General features: G+C 63.8%; 18 protein-coding genes and 2 pseudogenes. 7 read left to right on the top strand and 13 right to left on the bottom strand.

Going from position 1 to position 17,538, the window contains the following annotated elements:
* The first annotated feature begins 145 nt into the window (after nucleotides 1-145).
* From KZO24_RS12790 to KZO24_RS12775, 4 genes and pseudogenes are all read left to right on the top strand, one after another.
* On the top strand, nucleotides 146-325 hold the full coding sequence (locus KZO24_RS12790) for a helix-turn-helix transcriptional regulator (RefSeq protein ID WP_486486312.1): 180 nt from the start codon (nucleotides 146-148) through the stop codon (nucleotides 323-325).
* A 3-nt stretch (nucleotides 326-328) separates the two neighbouring features.
* A pseudogene (locus KZO24_RS12785) lies at nucleotides 329-1,476 on the top strand (type II toxin-antitoxin system HipA family toxin); the annotation flags it as partial.
* Nucleotides 1,477-1,494: 18 nt separating this feature from the next.
* On the top strand, nucleotides 1,495-1,662 hold the full coding sequence (locus tag KZO24_RS12780) for a hypothetical protein (protein WP_486487205.1): 168 nt from the start codon (nucleotides 1,495-1,497) through the stop codon (nucleotides 1,660-1,662).
* Between the two features lie 128 nt (nucleotides 1,663-1,790).
* Complete coding sequence (locus KZO24_RS12775; protein WP_271184169.1) at nucleotides 1,791-2,288, top strand: hypothetical protein; 498 nt, start codon at nucleotides 1,791-1,793, stop codon at nucleotides 2,286-2,288.
* Nucleotides 2,289-2,546: 258 nt separating this feature from the next.
* Here the strand turns inward: KZO24_RS12775 and KZO24_RS12770 are convergent, their stop codons facing one another.
* The 3 genes from KZO24_RS12770 to KZO24_RS12760 all read right to left on the bottom strand — a co-directional run bounded on the left by KZO24_RS12770 (nucleotide 2,547) and on the right by KZO24_RS12760 (nucleotide 4,018).
* Nucleotides 2,547-2,756, bottom strand: a complete 210-nt coding sequence (locus KZO24_RS12770) for a hypothetical protein (RefSeq protein WP_271184168.1) — start codon at nucleotides 2,754-2,756, stop codon at nucleotides 2,547-2,549.
* A 153-nt stretch (nucleotides 2,757-2,909) separates the two neighbouring features.
* A complete protein-coding gene (locus KZO24_RS12765; protein ID WP_486486311.1) occupies nucleotides 2,910-3,569 on the bottom strand; it encodes a S41 family peptidase in 660 nt (219 codons plus the stop codon).
* Complete coding sequence (locus KZO24_RS12760; RefSeq protein WP_486486310.1) at nucleotides 3,566-4,018, bottom strand: PDZ domain-containing protein; 453 nt, start codon at nucleotides 4,016-4,018, stop codon at nucleotides 3,566-3,568. Before KZO24_RS12760 ends, KZO24_RS12765 begins: the two co-directional genes overlap by 4 nt.
* Before the next feature lie 386 nt (nucleotides 4,019-4,404).
* Here KZO24_RS12760 and KZO24_RS12755 point away from each other — a divergent pair.
* Nucleotides 4,405-4,560, top strand: a pseudogene (locus KZO24_RS12755) (PRC-barrel domain-containing protein); the annotation flags it as partial.
* Nucleotides 4,561-4,616: 56 nt separating this feature from the next.
* A complete protein-coding gene (locus KZO24_RS12750; protein WP_486487204.1) occupies nucleotides 4,617-4,790 on the top strand; it encodes a hypothetical protein in 174 nt (57 codons plus the stop codon).
* A 17-nt stretch (nucleotides 4,791-4,807) separates the two neighbouring features.
* Here the strand turns inward: KZO24_RS12750 and KZO24_RS12745 are convergent, their stop codons facing one another.
* From KZO24_RS12745 to KZO24_RS12725, 5 genes are read right to left on the bottom strand one after another with little or no spacing between them, the layout of a single operon-like run.
* Nucleotides 4,808-5,782 (bottom strand): SEL1-like repeat protein, encoded by a 975-nt coding sequence (locus KZO24_RS12745; RefSeq protein ID WP_486486309.1) that lies wholly within the window; start codon nucleotides 5,780-5,782, stop codon nucleotides 4,808-4,810.
* Nucleotides 5,779-6,048 carry a hypothetical protein gene (locus tag KZO24_RS12740; protein WP_486486308.1) on the bottom strand — a complete coding sequence of 90 codons (270 nt, stop codon included), beginning with the start codon at nucleotides 6,046-6,048 and terminating at the stop codon, nucleotides 5,779-5,781. Before KZO24_RS12740 ends, KZO24_RS12745 begins: the two co-directional genes overlap by 4 nt.
* A 4-nt stretch (nucleotides 6,049-6,052) precedes the next feature.
* Nucleotides 6,053-7,051, bottom strand: coding sequence for a tetratricopeptide repeat protein (locus tag KZO24_RS12735; protein ID WP_486486307.1), 999 nt, complete (start codon nucleotides 7,049-7,051; stop codon nucleotides 6,053-6,055).
* Nucleotides 7,048-7,482 carry a hypothetical protein gene (locus KZO24_RS12730; RefSeq protein ID WP_486486306.1) on the bottom strand — a complete coding sequence of 145 codons (435 nt, stop codon included), beginning with the start codon at nucleotides 7,480-7,482 and terminating at the stop codon, nucleotides 7,048-7,050. Before KZO24_RS12730 ends, KZO24_RS12735 begins: the two co-directional genes overlap by 4 nt.
* Nucleotides 7,483-7,529: 47 nt before the next feature.
* Nucleotides 7,530-7,967 carry a hypothetical protein gene (locus KZO24_RS12725; protein ID WP_486486305.1) on the bottom strand — a complete coding sequence of 146 codons (438 nt, stop codon included), beginning with the start codon at nucleotides 7,965-7,967 and terminating at the stop codon, nucleotides 7,530-7,532.
* A gap of 498 nt (nucleotides 7,968-8,465) precedes the next feature.
* Here KZO24_RS12725 and KZO24_RS12720 point away from each other — a divergent pair, with 498 nt between their 5' ends.
* Nucleotides 8,466-9,194, top strand: coding sequence for an AraC family transcriptional regulator (locus KZO24_RS12720; protein WP_486486304.1), 729 nt, complete (start codon nucleotides 8,466-8,468; stop codon nucleotides 9,192-9,194).
* Between the two features lie 455 nt (nucleotides 9,195-9,649).
* On the opposite strand, the gene KZO24_RS12715 is transcribed toward KZO24_RS12720, so the two are convergent.
* The 5 genes from KZO24_RS12715 to ptsP all read right to left on the bottom strand — a co-directional run bounded on the left by KZO24_RS12715 (nucleotide 9,650) and on the right by ptsP (nucleotide 17,398).
* A complete protein-coding gene (locus KZO24_RS12715) occupies nucleotides 9,650-11,008 on the bottom strand; it encodes a carbohydrate porin (protein ID WP_271184162.1) in 1,359 nt (452 codons plus the stop codon).
* 22 nt (nucleotides 11,009-11,030) lie between these two features.
* The gene (locus KZO24_RS12710; protein ID WP_486486303.1) at nucleotides 11,031-12,110 is read right to left on the bottom strand and encodes an IS630 family transposase; all 1,080 of its coding nucleotides are present in this window, start codon (nucleotides 12,108-12,110) and stop codon (nucleotides 11,031-11,033) included.
* Nucleotides 12,111-12,210: 100 nt separating this feature from the next.
* Complete coding sequence (locus KZO24_RS12705) at nucleotides 12,211-13,911, bottom strand: PTS fructose transporter subunit IIC (protein ID WP_271184161.1); 1,701 nt, start codon at nucleotides 13,909-13,911, stop codon at nucleotides 12,211-12,213.
* Nucleotides 13,908-14,876, bottom strand: a complete 969-nt coding sequence (gene pfkB / locus KZO24_RS12700; RefSeq protein WP_486486302.1) for a 1-phosphofructokinase — start codon at nucleotides 14,874-14,876, stop codon at nucleotides 13,908-13,910. Before pfkB ends, KZO24_RS12705 begins: the two co-directional genes overlap by 4 nt.
* Nucleotides 14,876-17,398 (bottom strand): phosphoenolpyruvate--protein phosphotransferase, encoded by a 2,523-nt coding sequence (gene ptsP, locus KZO24_RS12695; RefSeq protein WP_271184159.1) that lies wholly within the window; start codon nucleotides 17,396-17,398, stop codon nucleotides 14,876-14,878. The genes pfkB and ptsP overlap by 1 nt, the downstream gene beginning before the upstream one ends.
* Between the last annotated feature and the right edge of the window lie 140 nt (nucleotides 17,399-17,538).

Genomic DNA, 17,538 nt, shown 5'->3' with positions numbered 1-17,538 from the left:
GGGTATATCTCTTGAAAATACCTTGTGGGGTATATATTACGAATATACCTCGTAGGTTATAGACGGAGCAGCTCTCATGGAACAAGTGGTACGGCTTGCCAGCCAACTAGGCGCTTTGCTCCAGACGGAGCGACGGCGTCGATCCATGAGCCAGGCCGACCTTGCTGGCAAAGTAGGGACGCATCAAAAGACGATCTCTGCCGTCGAGAACGGAAGTGAGGGAGTGAAGCTCGAGACACTTCTAGGGATTATCGCTGCGTTGGATCTGGATATGCAGATCGTACCGCGCCGTAAGGTTGGCAAATCGATCGAGGATGTCTTCTAGGCTATGGCGCGCAAGAAAAGCCATGCTCCTCTAGATGTCCTGATTAACGGGCGTCTTGTCGGCCGTCTTGAAAAGGCCGCCAATGGTGCGACCTCCTTTCAGTACGCAGCAAAATGGCTGCAATGGGAGCACCGGTTCGCGGTATCGATGTCCCTGCCGTTGCGCCTGGATGCATACCGCGGCGCAGAGGTCGCCGCCGTCTTCGATAATCTCCTGCCGGATCGCGATGCCGTCCGAAGGCGTGTTGCAGAGCGGATGGGGGCGCAAGGTACAGACTATTACAGCTTGCTGGAGGCAATTGGACGCGATTGCGTCGGCGCGATGCAGTTCATTCCCGAGGGAGCGGATCTGGATACGGCTGTAGCAATTGAAGCCCAGGACATCAGCGATGCGGAGATAGAGGCCATGCTGGCGGACCTTGCCAGCGCTCCTCTGGGCGTCGACCGTGAACAGGAATTCCGGATATCGGTGGCAGGCGCGCAGGAGAAGACCGCGCTGCTGCTGAAGGACGGGCGCTGGTGTCGACCGCTAGGCACCACTCCGACCACGCATATTCTCAAACCGCAGCTCGGCCAGATTCCGACGTCCGAGGGCATGATCGACATGTCGGACAGCGTCGACAACGAGCACTATTGTCTAAAGCTGATGGAAGCCTTCGGGCTGAAAGTGGCGTCGACCGAGATAATGACATTCGGGCAACGGCGCGTCCTCGTCGTTGAACGGTTTGATCGGCGCTGGCGCGATGGTAGCCGCATTCTGCGCCTTCCTCAGGAAGATTGCTGTCAGGCACTCGGAATTCCACCAACGCGCAAATACCAGAGCGATGGTGGGCCAGGCATGCGGCATATCCTGGAACTGCTCCGGGGACTAATGATCCGCAAAGCGACCAAGCCGCCTTCTTCAAGAGTCAGATACTGTTCTGGCTCATGGGCGCGACGGATGGGCACGCAAAGAATTTCAGTATTTTCCTCGAGCCGGGAGGCGGGTTCCGATCGACGCCGTTATATGACGTCCTGTCGGCCCAGCCCGCGTTCGACATGGGCCAGATCGCCCAAAATCAGTTCCGTATCGCGATGTCGGCCGGAAAGAGCCGCCATTACGGGATGCCGGAGATCATGGGGCGGCATTTCGTGCAGAGTGGCAAGGCTGCAGGGCTCAGCGCGAAACTGATGTCCGACGCAATCGCGGAGCTTCTGGATACGGCGGATAGCGCCCCGGGAAAGGCATTGTCGGTCATGCCCGACGACTTTGCGGCAGGGGTGCACGAAAGCATCTCAGCTGCTTTGAAAGCGCGATTGCCGCGATTGGCCGGTTCCATGGCAGATCTTGGTGAATGATAACGGTATGCGGTGAGCTGCTTGGGCAACCTGTCAGTTGGCTTGGGGCATCCTGAGCCGATATGCCGACGCATTCGTCGAACTCGGCGGCGTCGGACCACGATCCAACTCGAAAGCATAGGTATCATATGGCGTTCTTCGACACTGGCGGTCCCGATGGACTGCTTCCTGTTGCTGATATCGAGCGAATGGAGCGTGGGTGGGTCTCGGGATCCTCAGGTGAGCATCATTCGGCTGTGGTGACCATGGAGAGCGGGAGGACGATCGAGGTCGAAGAGGCGGTGATCGATCAGATTCTCAAGGTTCAGTCACAACTTATCCCTGTTGCTGAGGGCCACACACTCGTGACCTTCTGCTACTTTCCCGGAACATCCGACCCTGGTCCCTGGATGGAGCAGCGCAATATCGTTGCGTGGCGAACTTCGGTTCATGGCGCTCTGGAGCCAGTTGTCCTAGACGAACACTTTGCCTTCATGGAAGCAGATCACGCTGTCCTGTTCCTGGACGGGAAAGTCGAAGCCCGCGATCGTCCCTACGATTCCATAGATCACTGGATGAAGGAGATGAAGGACCCAGTGGATGCTGCAACCGCGCTGGCAGCGAGGAAAGGTAGCACGATCCAGTAAGAGGGCTGTTCTGGGGCAAAGGTGTTCATCCCGTTGATGTACAGGCCAGGTGAGGCTTACCAGTTCGACTGGAGCCACGAGGACGTCGAGATCGCGGGCAAGCCGATGCGAGTGAAGGTCGCGCACAGCGCGGGTGACCGCTATTGGCATGATGCGGTGCAGCAAAATCGTGTACGCCGCACATGCGACCCAAAGGGCTTTACAGCCCTTGCAATCAGCTGGCCCGGCACTTGCAAGAGGTCCGGGCCTCATTGCGGTTCACGATAATGCCCATATTCCAAGGGCGATCACCGCCCAAAGCCCGGCATTGATGCCGACGATCCAAAACAACCCGTTCACTTTTTTGGGTGTTTGTGGGGGCGCGTAATAGGTGATTTCAAAAGCGTGAGGCATAACCGACTCCTCGCGTCTCAATTGAGCGAGGATGGCATCGCGGCGCGCCAATCCAAGATGGAGATAGGTTCGCACCTGTTCGTTCTTACAGCCGATCCGGCGGCATTGCCCCGCTTTGACAAGGTCGGAGGCGTCGCCACCATCCCTGCATGTGCCGGTGTGGACGGCCTCTCATCGCCACGGATTAATGGCGCTCCCGTGTCATGGTCAGATGAGAGGAGAATAATTTCAATTGCGGCTGATAGCCGTTTTAACCTCCGCTATGCCGGCAGCGAGAATGTCACTGCCGTGCGCAACTTCCACGTCCGGGACGAAGTGCCAACGTGGGCGATCCTTCGTGTCATAAACGGGTTCCCCCGAATATTGTGCCTGTATGCCGGTCCGATCCAGTCTGATCGGAAAGACGGCTGCTCCCAATCCCATCATTTTCGTGCCAACGACCGTCGCGCGGCCTATGTCGCGCATACCCATTGGGAAACCCTCGGCCATGCTTCCGCTCCAATGACTCGTCAGCACGACAACAGGCTTTCTGTAGGTAAAGGGGCCCTTCGGATCGACATATTCGGTCCACGGTGCGCTCAATCCTGCCCCTGCCCGCCTACGCATGATGGCGTAAGCTGTCCGTTCTCGAATGAATCGCCCCATGATCGGCCTGGCAACGGCCGTGTCGCCACCCCCGTTTTCGCGAACATCAATAATCAGGCCCGGAGCATCCTGTAGACTTTCCAATGCCTTGTCGAAAGCATCAACTGTCGCGGTGTCGGAAAAGCTCCTGATAACGATATAGCCGATGCCGTCTGGAAGCATCCCGCTTTCAACGTCAGGCAAATCGGGCCACTTCTTGATGGGAAGCGGGACTGTTCGGGAGGCGCCGTCTTTCGAACTCACCGACAACAGGCGGGCCTTCCCCGATACCCCGCAACCGCGACGTTGATGGTGTAGGCATCGGCGGCCGGGTCGGGCTTTCGGAGGCATTTCGGCATCAAATCTTGGATGACCGTTTCAATCGGTCGCCCGTCGATCGCGATAATTCGATCACCAATCTTTAATCCGGCATCGGCCGCCGCCGAGCCGCTTTCAATGGCAGCTATACGAACCATGCCGCCAGTTCGCTCGGCAAGGAGATCGAACAGCGGCCATCGTGGTGCTCCGTCAGGCGGATGAGAGAGATGAGTGTGCGCGTCATACAATTCCGCGAGGACACGCCGGACGACATTAGTGAAAGCGGCATCGTCTTCCGCAGCCAAGGCCATCGGCCGGTAGAATGAGCGCACCTGATCCCAGTCAGTCTGCTTGTCGGCCAGAAAACAGTAACGCTCCCCCAGCGTCCGCCACAATTCATCGAAGTCCTCGACAAACGTGACATCGTGCAGTGGTTCGGCCGCCCACGCAGGAGCGGCAGCGAGGGCGATGCCGCCCCCAAAAGGCTCGGCGGGTCAGGAAAGGTTGTGTCACAGCGGTTGAGTAACATTCATTCCCGTCCACCGAACAGGGAAATTCTCGACGCGAAAGGGAAACCTTTTGCCACTAACGAACGGCCGGTTCCGGGAACGCCGCGACATCTCGTGAATGGCAGGGGCTGGGGCGCTAACGTACAGTCAGCTTCCCAGCATCACGCGTCCATCTGCAGCACGGCGGAACGGAGAGTGGCTTCGGGTGTTTGCCCTAGGCCGTCCTTGTTCGCGGGAAGATAGCCGACGGACAACGATCCGAACGCCAGCGTATGGCTGGTTACGAGGAGCTTTCCATGACAGAAGTATCGCCAGCAGCGCCGACCCTCGTCGAGGCGGAAACTTCGGGATTGAAGGTGCGATCACGCGATGGTGACACCCTCGGTCACGTCAAGGCGCTGATGGTGGACAAGCGTTCAGGGCAAGCGACGTTTGCGGTCCTGAGCCTGGGGGCTTCCTGGGGTTCAACAAGAGCTTCTATCCCGTGCCCTTCGGCGTGCTGGGCTATGATCCGGCCGGGGACGACTACATCGTCACGATCGACCGCCGAGTGCTCGAAGGCGGCCCGAGCTGGGCAAGCAATGCGCCCGATTTCAACCAGGCCTACGCCGACCGCGTGTCGAGCTATTACGGCACGGTGCCGACTCAGATCGCTTGAGCACGGGCAGTGGGCGTTCAAGTCGGGTCGTCGAGTGCCGCCAGAAACATGACCTTGAGCTTCCGGCGTGTGGCCATGGCGCTGTCGTAGTCGGCACGCGGCCGCGCCATGTCCTTGCACGACGCAAACGTACCTTGGGCGCGGACCAGGGCATCGCAGGACTTTGTCCAGGGCGCGTGCTGTCCGATACCGGTCTTGTACAGCGCTAGCGCCTCGTCGCAGACCGTCCTGGCATCATCGGTGCACGCTTGGGACAGCGCCACATAGGCGAGCAAGTCCGCCTTGGGGTATCGGCTGGGCTTGGCATCGCGCACGGCGAAAACGGTCTTGGCGAAGAAGTGGCACCCCTCGGGGTCGATCATCTCCGCATCATTGTGCAGGAAGCAAGCGCGTGCCAGCTTGGACCAGGCTTGGTCGAGATTGCGGCTGACGCCGGTAGCGGTCAGATTCATCCATCCCAGATACTTGCAGGCGTAGGGCCCGCGTCCCGGGTCACTGCCGTCGCACACGCGCGCGAACCGCGCTTGGGCCTTGGCATAATCGCGCAACTGGCGGTTCTGCAGGTAGAGCTTGCCCGCCTCGTAGCAGCCAAGATCGTCGAGGTGAGCGTCGCAGGACATGTCGTAGTGCCCCAGCGCGCCTCGCAGATCGCCGCCGCGGGCCGCACCGACGCCGCGGCTCCAGCAGGTATCGACGTTGAAATCCGCCTTGCAGGGCGGGGACTGGTCAGCGGGTGCGGGATACTGGATTTCGTAATTCGGAAACGATTCTCCATCGGAAGATCGCTCCCGCCCGATCTCGCGCATGCCAGCAAGCAGGCGGTCGTGGACCCGCCTGATGCTGTCCGGGCGGCAACTCAGCGCGGCGAGAGTCTTGCCCGCCCGGCTGACCGTCAGCAGCCCGAAACGCTGAAGAGCGGTCGGGTCCGGCGCCGCTCCGTTCCTGAAACCTGCCGCCACGCGATAGGCAGTATCGCCGTTGGTGAAGGTCACGATCTCGTCGATCGTGTCGCCCGGGCCGTTCTTTCGGCGATAGTCCAGGTCCGCCAGGGGCTGCTCAGCATCAGCTCCGGCTTTTGCAGGGACGAACCGTAGCGATAGGTGGCACGCGTGCCGGTGATCGAGACCGACACCTCGCGATCCTGACCCTGGATACGGCAGGTCAGCACGGCCTCGTCCCGAGGCGCATCCGCAGCCATCGCTGCGGTCATCCAGGCAGCGGCCAGCAGCGAGACGAGGGCGGCAGTGATTTGGCGCATCGCTCTATTCCTCATTTGCGCGATGGCCTTCCGGCTCGCCTACCTTTGCGGGGATCGATGGGGCAACGATCGCGTCGCGCGCGATGGCGAGGGCTTTCGCGGCTTCGCCGGCGGATGGAGTCCGGGGGTCTAGCGCGAGGCTACGCTCCAGCAAGGCGATGGCCCGAAAGTCATCGCGCTCGCGGCCGTTTCCGGTCTGGTAGGCCCGGCCAAGCGTGAAGCAGCTTTCCGCTTCGCCAAGCGTGCACGCCTCGTCATGCAGTTCGAGGGCGCGCTGGTGGTCCTTAGCGGTGCCCCGCCCGTCGTCGATCATGCTGGCGAGATTGCCGCAGGCGCTGCGGTCCTTGGCCTGGCACGACTGTGCGAACAGCGCGACGGCGCGTTTGTGATTGCGTCCCACGCCCAGGCCGTCGCGGTAGAGCACGCCCAGGTTGTAGCAGGCGTGCTGATCGTCGGCATCGCAGGCTTGGCTGAATAGCCGCGCCGCCCGGTGATGATTGCGCGGTACGCCTCGTCCCAACGAATAGGACGCACCCAGATTGGCGCAACCGGCTGTCGAGTTGCTCGAGCAGGCTTGCTGGAAAAGTGCGGCGGCGCGGTGATCGTCCTTCGAAATGCCGTCCCCGTTGATGTAGGCGAGCCCGAGGTTGGAGCATCCGGTCGCCTCGCCGCCATAGCAGGCATATGCGTAGTAGGCGCGCGCGATATCGGCCGATCGCGTGACGCCTTGCCCCTTGCTGTAAGCGAAGCCCGTCATCGTGCAGCCTGGCATGTCGCCGAGGTGGCAGGCCTTGCTCAGGATGGCGACCGCTCGAGCCTCGTCGGGCGCGAGCCCGTCGCCTTCGAGAAGCCGGTTGCCGAGGCGGGTACAGGCACTGGCATCGTTATCCTCGCACAGAACGTTCAGCTCGACGGCGGGGTCGATCTTGGCGACCTCCTGTGCTTGCGATGGCCCGGGGAGCATGGCCAGCAAGGCGAACGACAGCGCAATGGCACGGATCATTGCGTTGTGCACGCCGGATCCGCGCACACGAATGGCGCGTCGTCCGCGTCCTCCGGCGCAAGGCTCGCGCGGAAACGCAGGCCCTGTGGCGTAGCGGCCAGAACTTCGATTTTGATGTTGCGGATACGGATCGTCTTTTGGGCTACCGGGAAGCGCATAGGCTGCGCGCTGCTGGCGTGGGCAAGATCATCGATGCTGTAGCCGCGCACCTCGAAGGTCAGTTCCCCATTCTCGATCCCGCCATAGGCAATATCGTAGATCGTGCCGCTTTCGACCGTGTCATAATTCGGGACATCGGGAATGCCCACTCCCTTGGCATAGTCGCGAGGCGGGACGACGGCATGCCCCGCAGTGGTCGCCTGCGGTGTTCCGAACGTGCCAGGCGACGGCGCTGTGGAGCGGATTATCGGCACCTTGGGGTCCGCGCGCATCCGTTCATGCATGTCTGCCGGGCTTATCGAAGCCTTGGTGTCGGCGATCAGGGCCTCGGCGAAAGCGACCTGGTCGATCGCCAGGGGAAACCACCGCCCAGGGTTCGATCGGTGGCGCAGACGAACTGCAACTGCGCGGCACCCACCGACCCAGCTTCTACGGGATTAGGCCCCGCATAGCTCAGCGCTGTCTCGTCCAGCCGTTCGTCATCGGCGCCGTAGCGCAGGACGAGGTCCCACGTTTCGGTTTGTTCGCGGCAGTTTCCCGTCATGGAGGCACGCAACGAGGCGGCGGGGTTGCCGGGCTCGCGCAGAATCTGGCTGGCCTCGTACCGCACAATGTCGCCATCGCGCACGATCGACTCGACATCGACGAACAATACCTTGTCGGCGCCTTGCGTCACGTACCACCACTGAGAGGCGCGTGCTTGCGCAATCTCGGGAGAGAGCATGAGCAGCCCACAGGCGACAATTCCAAGCTTCATCACATCTCCCACGCTTATGCGACGACAATAAACAACAGAAATCGCGCGTTACAACAGCCTGCTTTTTTCGCGGCCATGATGGCGAAGCGTTCGATTTCACGTGTGACCGAAGACGCGGCAGGTTGCGGCGTCAGGTAGCCGCTATTTATGCCTTGCCTGCCATGGGCGGGTGACCGAAGGCCCCGGGGGGATTTTTGTCCCCGAATTACAAGCAAAGTTTTTGATGACCACTGAAGTCCTCACCGTTGGGGATGCGCCGTTCGTGGCGCTTGATTTGGAAGATACGGTGTTCGAAGCTGGATTCATGGCGTGACGTCCATGCGGATCCGTCGGCGGGGCTCGTGCCCTGTCGGATCGGCGACGGCCGGATTGTGCACCAAATGCCCCTTCGATCATCGAGAGATGGGCGGAAGGCACAGGTCGTATGGGTGCGCGAACGTCAGCTTTCCCCTAATCGAACTCTGAAACCGGACTGTCATCGCGCAGGGCGGCAAGCGCGTGCTGCTTGGCGATGCGGTGATCGACTATGGCCCTGCCAGCTATCTCGTTGCCTCGCTCGACCTGCCCATCACAGGCGCGGTGACGCAGGCTAGCGCGGACGCGCCTTATCTCTGCTTCTGCCTCTATCTCGACCCCGCCCTGTTGTCGGAGATCGCGTTAACCCTGCCGCCTCTGCCGGGGGGCACGGAGGAGAGGGGCGGGATGACGCTGCACCCGATGACACCTGAACTGATTGACGCGGCGACGCGGTTGACGGCGCTGCTCGGCGATCCGGCGAACGCGGCGCTGCTCGCGCCGCTCATCGAGCGGGAATTGCTGGTGCGGCTGATGACCGGGCCGGGCGCGGGCATCTTGCGCGCGATAGCGAGCGGCGAAAGCCGCACCAGCCAGCTGGCCAAAGCGATCGCCTGGCTCAAGACCCATTTCCGCGAACCATTTAGCGGACCACACCTTGCCGCCCTTGCCGGCATGAGCCTGTCGAGCTTCCATGATCATTTCCGCCGCGCCACCGCCATGACTCCGCTGCAATATCAAAAGCAGCTGCGGTTGCAGGAAGCGCGGGCGCTGATGTTGGCCGACCGCCTTGATGCGGCAGAGGCGGGCTTCCGCGTCGGCTATGACAGCCCCTCCCAGTTCAGCCGCGAATATCGTCGCCTCTTCGGCGCCCCGCCTTTCCGCGATGTGGGGCGGTTAAGGGCAACGCCGCAGATGGTTATGGCGATTTGAAGGGGGGTCGTATTTCGGCATTATGCGGACCGGCGACACTCACATAGCTTTCATCCGCTTCGTTGACGTGGGCAGTGGCACGTCTGCAAAGCAAGATGAAACGGATCGGCACACCTGCTGCTCGTCGCCGCTTGTAGAACCGTCCGTGTCGTTTATCCCCTCGGCGCGACGATTCGGGTGCGACATTAGGGCGGCCGCGAAGGTTCCTAACCATATGCTAGAAAAACAAGGCTTCACGGCAGGGGGCCTGCCGATCGCGTTATTGCAAAGTTTTGGCAGGCAACTGCGAAACTAGCTGACGGTCTGCAGTTGGCGAACTGAGATCGGATGCTGAGTGTCGGCAGTGGTGGTATGCCGACTTTCTTTCAGTCAATATCGGGAAGTTGTTGGTTGCGACTGAGACGAGCCCCGGGAGCCTATAAGTTTCCACTGAGAACTCTCAACGGTAATTGCGGTCACAGACCGAGACGGAGGGCGTCCACCGTGAACTTGGCGCCGAGGATCAGCGCGTCGCCGGTCGGACGGCCCCGGAAAGGCGCGCCGGTGCGGTCGGGGTTGAGGATGTACTGGACGTTGGGCGACAGACGGATCGCCGGCCCGATTTGCGCGCTGTAGGACAGCTCCATCATCACCTGATGGCGCGAGACCTTGCTGCTCCCTCCCACCGAGAGATCAGCAGCCCGCATCCGCCGCATGGCAAAGTCGCTAAAACGCTGGTCGCTGACCATGAAGCCCACGCTGTCCTCGTCGCGCCCGGCGAAGGTCCCGGTCTGCACGACACCGATGTCCCAGAACTGGCTCTCCTCGACACGGCCGGAGAGGTTGGTCATGGCGACGCCGAAGAGGCTGAGGCCGCGCTTCGAAGTCGGGTCGGGCCGGGTAAGCTGTTGCTCGAAGCGGAAATAGAGGCCTGAGCGCCCGTTTCGGACCTGCGCCGGGAGGCCCGAGACGACAACGATGCCGCCCGCGTCGTCGCGGAGCGGATCGTCGTAGTCGCCCTTGTCCACCCATCCGCCTAGGATGTAGCGGGCGGGAAGGCGGGCCTGTTCGCCGGTTTCGTAGCTTAGTTCCCAGGGTATGATCACTCCGGTCGCGCTGGCGATGCCGAAGGCGGTGCCGTGGTCGTTGGCGCGCTTGCGGTCGGGGTTTACCTCGTAGGCGCCGACGTGGGCGTAGACGTGATCGGTCAGCCGCGCCTTGGCGTGGGCCATCCAACTCGATGCCGGGAAATAGGTGAAATTGCTGTTCTTGAACACGAACGTCGGATTACCGCAGCCCGAATTGCCCTGAAACTGGCAATAGAGCGGCGAATTGAGGAAGTGGATGTTCGCTTGGCTGCGTCCCGCCTCGATCACCAGCCGGTCGTCGAGCAGATGCTGCTCCCAGGTCAGGATGGCGAGGTGGGTGTTCTGAGTGCCCCAGATTTCCTGAACAGAGGTATTGTTGCCGATTGCCTGCGCCGAGAGGCTCTCGCCGTGCCGGTTCGTCGCCGCCACATGCAGCGCGCCGCCGCCAATGCCGCTGATGCGGTCCATGTCGAAGTCGGCGCCGACGTAGACCTGCCCGGCATAAGCCGCGTCGCGCCGCAGCCCGCCGGTGACGTTGCCCGCCGCCTCGCCGGTGTAACTGAGCGAGAGGATAATGCCCTCCTCGGCGAGGGGTTGGAAGGCCTCGGGCTGCGGCGCGGGTCCTGCGGCAATGTCGATGGTCTCGTCGGCTGACTGGGCCCGGACCTCGGCAGGCGCGGCAGCGATCGACAAAGCGATAGCGGCGACGCCTGCGAGGCAGGCGCCCTTGAACGGCAGGGCCGACATGTACTGATCCTCTCGAGTATGCCTAGTGGCAGGAATCTAACACTTGATGCCCGCGCCTGACGGCGGCGATGATCTTATCTGGGTCTGCGGTCCAGACGAATGGCTTTGGGCTTTCATTGTGCTCGGCAAGGAAGCGGTTGATGGCCGCCTGGAGGTCGATGAGCGAGTGGAAGACGCCGCGTTTGAGACGGCGGTTGGTCAGCTTGGCGAAGAAGCCCTCAACGGCATTCAGCCATGAGCATGAGGTTGGCGTAAAGTGGAAGGTAAAGCGCGGGTGCCGGCCGAGCCACTCGCGCACTTTGAGATGCTTGTGGGCGGCGTAGTTATCGAGGATGACGTGGATCGCCTTTCCTGCGGGCACCTGTGCTTCGATCAGGTTCAGAAAACGGATGAATTCCTGATGACGGTGCCGCTGCATGTTGCGGCCGATTACGGTGCCATCGAGCACGTTGAGCGCAGCAAAGAGCGTGGTTGTGCCATTGCGCTTGTAATCGTGGGTCATGGTTCCGGCCCGTCCCTTCTTGAGCGGGAGGCCAGGCTGCGAGCGATCGAGCGCTTGGATTTGGCTTTTTTCGTCGAATGACAGCACGATCGCGTGCGCGGGCGGCGAGACATATAGCCCGACGACATCGCGAAGCTTTTCGACAAACTTCGGATCATTCGATAGCTTGAATTGGCGAACGCGGTGGGGTTGCAGGCCATGAGATCGCCAGATCCGCTGCACCGAACTGACGCTGATCCCAACCTCGCTCGCCATCATCAGCGCCGTCCAATGGGTGGTCTCGCCGGGCGGATCTTCGAGCGTCCGAGCAACGACCCGGTCGGTCACCTCGGGAGCCAAGGGCGGGATCCGCGACGGACGGGTCTTGTCGCGAAGCAGTCCTTCGACTCCTTCTTGCATGAAGCGCTCTTGCCATCGCCATACGCAGGTCTTCGAAGTCCCAGTTCGCCGCATGATCTCGTTGGTGCCGACACCCTCGCTCGTCAGGACCACGATCTCGGCGCGCCATGAATGCTTCTGCGCCGAGTTGCGGTCCTTGATGATCCGATCGAGCCGGTCTCGGTCGGATGGGGAAAGGCTGATTGAGATACCGCTGCGCATCCACCCTTATCGCACAACCGGCAAACTTCGGGAATCCACTTCAGGACTCTTCTGTCAGACCTTGACCACTAGGTATCGTCAAGGCCGGCTTAGGTGCGCTTCAGGACAGCGCTTCCGGTCTGCGTTTGAGGAGTCCGACGAGCACCGCGCTCACCAGCGTTCCCGCAACGATCGCGGCCCCGTAAGCGGCCAGATGCGTCACCGCGCCGGGGATCGGCAGCACGAAAACCCCGCCATGCGGCACTTTCAGCTCGACACCCGAAGCCATCGAGATCGCCCCCGCCGTTGCCGAACCCGCCATCAGCGAGGGGATCACCCGAAACGGATCGCGCGCTGCGAACGGGATGGCACCCTCGGTGATGAAGGCCAGCCCGAGAACCGCAGCGGCCCCTCCCGCCTCGCGTTCCTCGGCCGTGAAGCGGTCGCGGAACAGGCGCGTCGCCAGCGCGACGGCCAGCGGCGGCGTCATTCCAGCCGCCATCGTCGCCGCCATCGGCGTGCAGACGTTGCTGGCGATGAGGCCCACCGAGAAGGCATAGCCAGCCTTGTTGACCGGGCCGCCCATGTCGAAAGCGGACATGGCGCCCAGGATCACGCCGAGCAGCAGCGCGCTCGACCCCTGCATGGACCGCAGCCATTCGGTCAGGAAGGCGAGGGCAGCGGCCACCGGCGTGCCGACCCCGTAGACCATCAGGAGGCCCGTCAGCAGCGTGCCCAGCAGCGGCAGGATCAGCACGGGCTTCAATCCCTGGAGGTTTTTCGGCAGGTGGATCAAACGGTTGAGCCCATCGACGCCGTAGCCGGCGATGAAGCCCGCCGCGATGCCGCCGAGGAACCCGGCGCCCAGCTGCGCAGCCATCATGCCGCCCACCATGCCCGGCGCGATACCCGGCCTGTCGGCGATGGAGAAGGCGATGTAGCCCGCCAGCGCGGGCACGATCAGCGCGAAGGCCCCCTGCGCGCCCACCTGGAACAGCGTATGTGCCAGCGTGCCCTTGGCCGCGTCGGTATTGGCGCCGATCCCGCCGAGCGCGAAGGCGATGGCGATCAGCAGGCCGCCCGCGACCACGAAGGGCAGCATGAACGAAACACCGGTCATGAGGTGCTTGTACGGCCCCGCACGTTCCTGCCTGGTGGCCGAAGCGCCGTCAGCGACCTCGGCTTCCCCGCCCTGCTGTCTGGCCTCTGCCAAGGCGCGCTCGATCAGTTTCGCGCCGCCCGAGATCGCCGGCTTGGTGCTGGACACGAAGACACGTTTGCCGGCGAACCGCGCGCGGTCGACCTCGCGGTCGGCGGCGATGAGCACGACGTCGGCCTCGGCGATTTCCGCGGCCGTCAGCGGTGTTCCGGCGCCGACCGAACCCTGCGTCTCAACGCGGATCGGATAGCCGAGCTGCCTGGCTCCCTCGGTCAGTCCCTCGGCTGCCATGAAGGTGTGAGCGATGCCGGTCGGGCACGAAGTGATAGCGACAACGCGCGGGCTCTTCGTGGCCAGTTCCGGAGTGCCGGTATCTTCGAACGCCAGCGCGGCAGCGGGATCGGCGAGCACGGCCTCGAGCGTCACGTGGCGGTCGGCCCGGCGAGCCAGCGCGTCGCCTGCCGGCCCGTCGCCGACCAGCAACAGCAGGCCGCCCGCGCCCGGCACGTCGTCGCCGAGCGGATTGAGCACGCCCTGCTGAGTGCGGACCTCGACCTCGATGGTGCGTCCGTCGGTACGCGCGGCGCGGCGCAGGGCCTCGCCCGCCAGTACCCCCTGCACGGCCGAAGAGTCCGCCTCGACGACGGCAAAGATCGTCTTCATTTTGCCTCTCCTGCCGCTGTCTTCGCGGTCATTTTCACCGGGGTCACTGTCACTTCGTCGGCCAGCGCATGCACGCTTGCGAGCGTCGGCAGGTTCGGGCCGATCATGCCGAGCTTCGCCACCGCAAATGCCGTCGCGAGCCGCGCGGTGCGTTCGAGCGATGCCTCTTCCAGTACGGCGGCGGCGATGCCCGCCACCATCGCGTCGCCCGCACCGACAGTGCTCGCCAGCTCCCCGACCGCGAGCCAGGCGGTGAGCGCACCCTCATCCGAAACGAACAGCGCGCCGTGCTCTCCCATCGAGACCACGACGAGCGCCACGCCGCTCTGGCGCAAGGTGGCGGCGGCCTCGACCATCGCGGGAAGGTCGGGCAAGTCGCGGCCCAGCATCTGCGCTAGTTCGTCGCGGTTGGGCTTGACCACGTGGGGTGGTTGCTCCGTCTCCAGCGCGCACTTGAGCGGCAGACCGCTGCTGTCGAGGATCACGCGGCATCCGATGGCCCGCAGGCGCTCTGTCAGGGCGGCGTAAGTATCGGGCGGGCAGCCTGGAGGAAGACTGCCCGCCAGCACGACGAGGTCACCCTCGCGTGCCGCATCGCAGATGGCGGCGGCGACCATTTCGGCGCGACCGGCATCGACTGCGAGGCCATCCAGATTGATATCGGTGGTGCCGGCTGGGTCGACCAGCTTGAGATTGACGCGCGTCGCCCCGGCAATGCGGATGAAGCGGTCCTCGATGCCCTTGGCGGCGAACAGCGCATCGAACGGCGCCGCGTTGTCGCTGCCGAGCAGGCCATACGCGGAAACGGACACGCCCCAGTCGGCCAGGCAGCTGGCGACATTGACGCCCTTGCCGCCGGCATTCTGGCGAACCGCATGGGCGCGGTGGACCTCTCCGGGGACGAGCCGGTCCAGCGTGACAGTCTGATCGATGGCGGGGTTGAAGGTGACAGTAAGGGCGCGCATCACATCGCCTCCCCGTCGAGCGCGCGGACCTCGGCAGCGCCTTCGGCGGCCAAGGCGCGCGCCGCGAGTTGGGCGAGTTCACTGCGATCGGATGCGCGCAACCGGGCCTTGACCGCCGGAATGTCGCGCGGGGTCATCGACAGTTCGCTGACGCCCAGACCCACCAGCAGCGCCGCGCCGAACGGATCGCCAGCGATGCCGCCGCACACTCCGACCCAGCGGCCATGCGCCTTCGCGCCTTCCACGGTCATTGCCATCATGCGCAGGACGGCGGGGTGCAAGCTGTCTGCCTCGCCGGCGAGTTCCGGGTTCTGGCGGTCGATCGCGAGAGTGTACTGGGTAAGATCATTAGTGCCGATCGAGAAGAAGTCGGCATGGGCCGCGAGCGACGCGGCCTGCACCGCTGCCGCCGGAACCTCGATCATGATGCCGATCGGCACCTGCGGGGCTTCGAGTTCCGCCCGGATCGCCTCGCAGCGCTGGCGCATGGCGACGAGTTCGTGGGCCGAGGTGATCATCGGGAACATGATCGAGAGATTACCGCCGAGCTTCGCAGCGCGGTAGAGCGCGCGCAGCTGCGGTTCCAGCAGGTCGGGACGGCGCAGCAGCAGACGCGCGCCGCGAACGCCAAGGAACGGGTTCTCCTCACGTGGGAGATCGAGGTGGGGCACCTGCTTATCGCCGCCGATGTCGAGCGCGCGCACGATCAGCGGGCGGTCCTGCGCATCGTCGCCGAGTGCGTCGATCATGGCGCGGTAGACGGCAAGTTGTTCGTCCTCGCCGGGGCTGTCCCCGCTTTCGAGGAAAAGGAATTCGGTGCGCATCAGGCCCACGCCCTCGCCGCCCTGCGCAAGCGCAAACGCGACCTGGTCGGCGCGGTTGACGTTGGCAGCGATTTCCACCCGGTGGCCATCGCGGGTGACGGCGGGCTGTCCGCGCTCCTGCTCCTCGGCAACGCGCCGGGCGGCGAGGGCGGCGATCCAGGCGCGCGCTGAGATGAGATCGTCCTCGGAAGGCGAAATCCAGACCTTGCCGCCATCGCCATCGACGACGGCGACGGTCCCGGCAGCGGTCGCGAGCAATTCGGGGCCGCCTGCGACGACCGAAGGCAGGCCTAAAGTACGGGCAAGGATCGCGCTGTGCGAAGTTGGCCCGCCGAGCGACGTGGCTATTCCGGCCACTTTCGCGGCGTCAAGCGTCGCGGTGTCGGACGGCGACAGATCTGCGGCGACGAGGATACAGGGCTCGTCGGGTAGGTCGGCGAGGGTGCCGGTGACGAGACTGGAGTCGATCTCGGCCAGCACGCGGCGGCCCACGTCCTCGAGGTCGGCGGCGCGCGCGGCGAGTACGGGGTTCCCGAGTGCCGAGAGCTTGCCGGCGATGCGCTCCACGGCGTGGTGCCACGACCAGGCGACGCCGTGGCCCTCGACCATGAGCTGGCAGGTGAGAGTGATGATGTCGGTATCTTCCAGCAGCTCGGACTGCGCCTTGAAGATGGCGGCTTCCGAGGCGCCGAGGCGGCGGGTGGTGTCGTCGATCAGCGCCGTCATCTGCGCGCGGGTGCGCAACAGCGCGCTGTTGAGTTGTTCGCCGCCGGTGGCAAGGTCGACCGGCACGTCGGGCACCACGAGTTCCGCGGCACTGAGAACATGCACCCGGCCGATCGCGAGGCCGGGGCTGGCGGCGACGCCAGCTATCATCCGGGGACTTCCGGCGGGCGTCCAACTGCGGCTCGGCGCCTTGGCTTTCTCGGCGGCGCGGGCAGCGTCTTCCTTCTCGCGCGACGTGAGGCGGCGGACGGCGGCAACGAAGCTGTCCAGCGCCGGTTCAGCGCCCGCGCCGTCGGCAGAAAAGGTGACTTCGTCACCGCAGCGCAGGCCCAGCTGGAGCAGGGCGACGAGGTTGCGCGGATCGGCGCTTTCGTTGCCGTGGCGCACGCGCAGGCGGACGCTGGAGCCCCGTGCAGTCTCGACCCAGGTCGATGCGGGGCGGGCGTGGAGGCCCGAGGGATAGTCGACCACCCAGACGGCGGTATGGGCGAGGTCCACGGCAGGCGCGGAGGCCGAGGCAGGGGCCGCGTCTTCGCCGAGGGCGCGCGTAAAGTCGGCCGGATCGTCGGTGGCGATGAGCGCCTGGAGCCGGTCCTCGTCCTGGATCAGCCGAGTCAGGCGGCGCAGGATGCCGATGTGGCTGTCCGAGTTCGCGGCGATGCCGACGACGATGTGGGCGCGCTGCCCCGGGTTCCAGTCGATGCCGCCGCGAAGCTGTAGGATGGCGATGCCGTCGCGGCGGACGAGGCTCTTGTCCTCACCCAGCCCGTGCGGGATGGCGAGGCCGGAGCCAAGGAAGGTGTTCGCGACGGCTTCGCGGCGCACCATGCTCTCCTCGTAGCCAGGCGCGACATAGCCGGCGGCGACCAGTAGCTGGCCGACCTGGCGAATAGCATCGGTCTTGTCGGCGGCCGTGGCGTCGATCCTCACGAGATCGGTGGCATGCGACGCGGTGAAAGCGTCTGCGAGCATCGTCGTTCCTCTCCAATTCACTCCCATCTCAGAAAACGTTTTCTAAGCGAATTTGTCAAGGGGGTTGTGATTAGCGTAATCAATGGTGCATAATCCTGCTATCGGGATGGGATTGGCTGTTTGGACAAGAGAACGATTTC

The organism is Novosphingobium sp. NFX11 (assembly GCF_057376415.1).
This window is presented reverse-complemented; position numbering and strand designations above follow the sequence as displayed.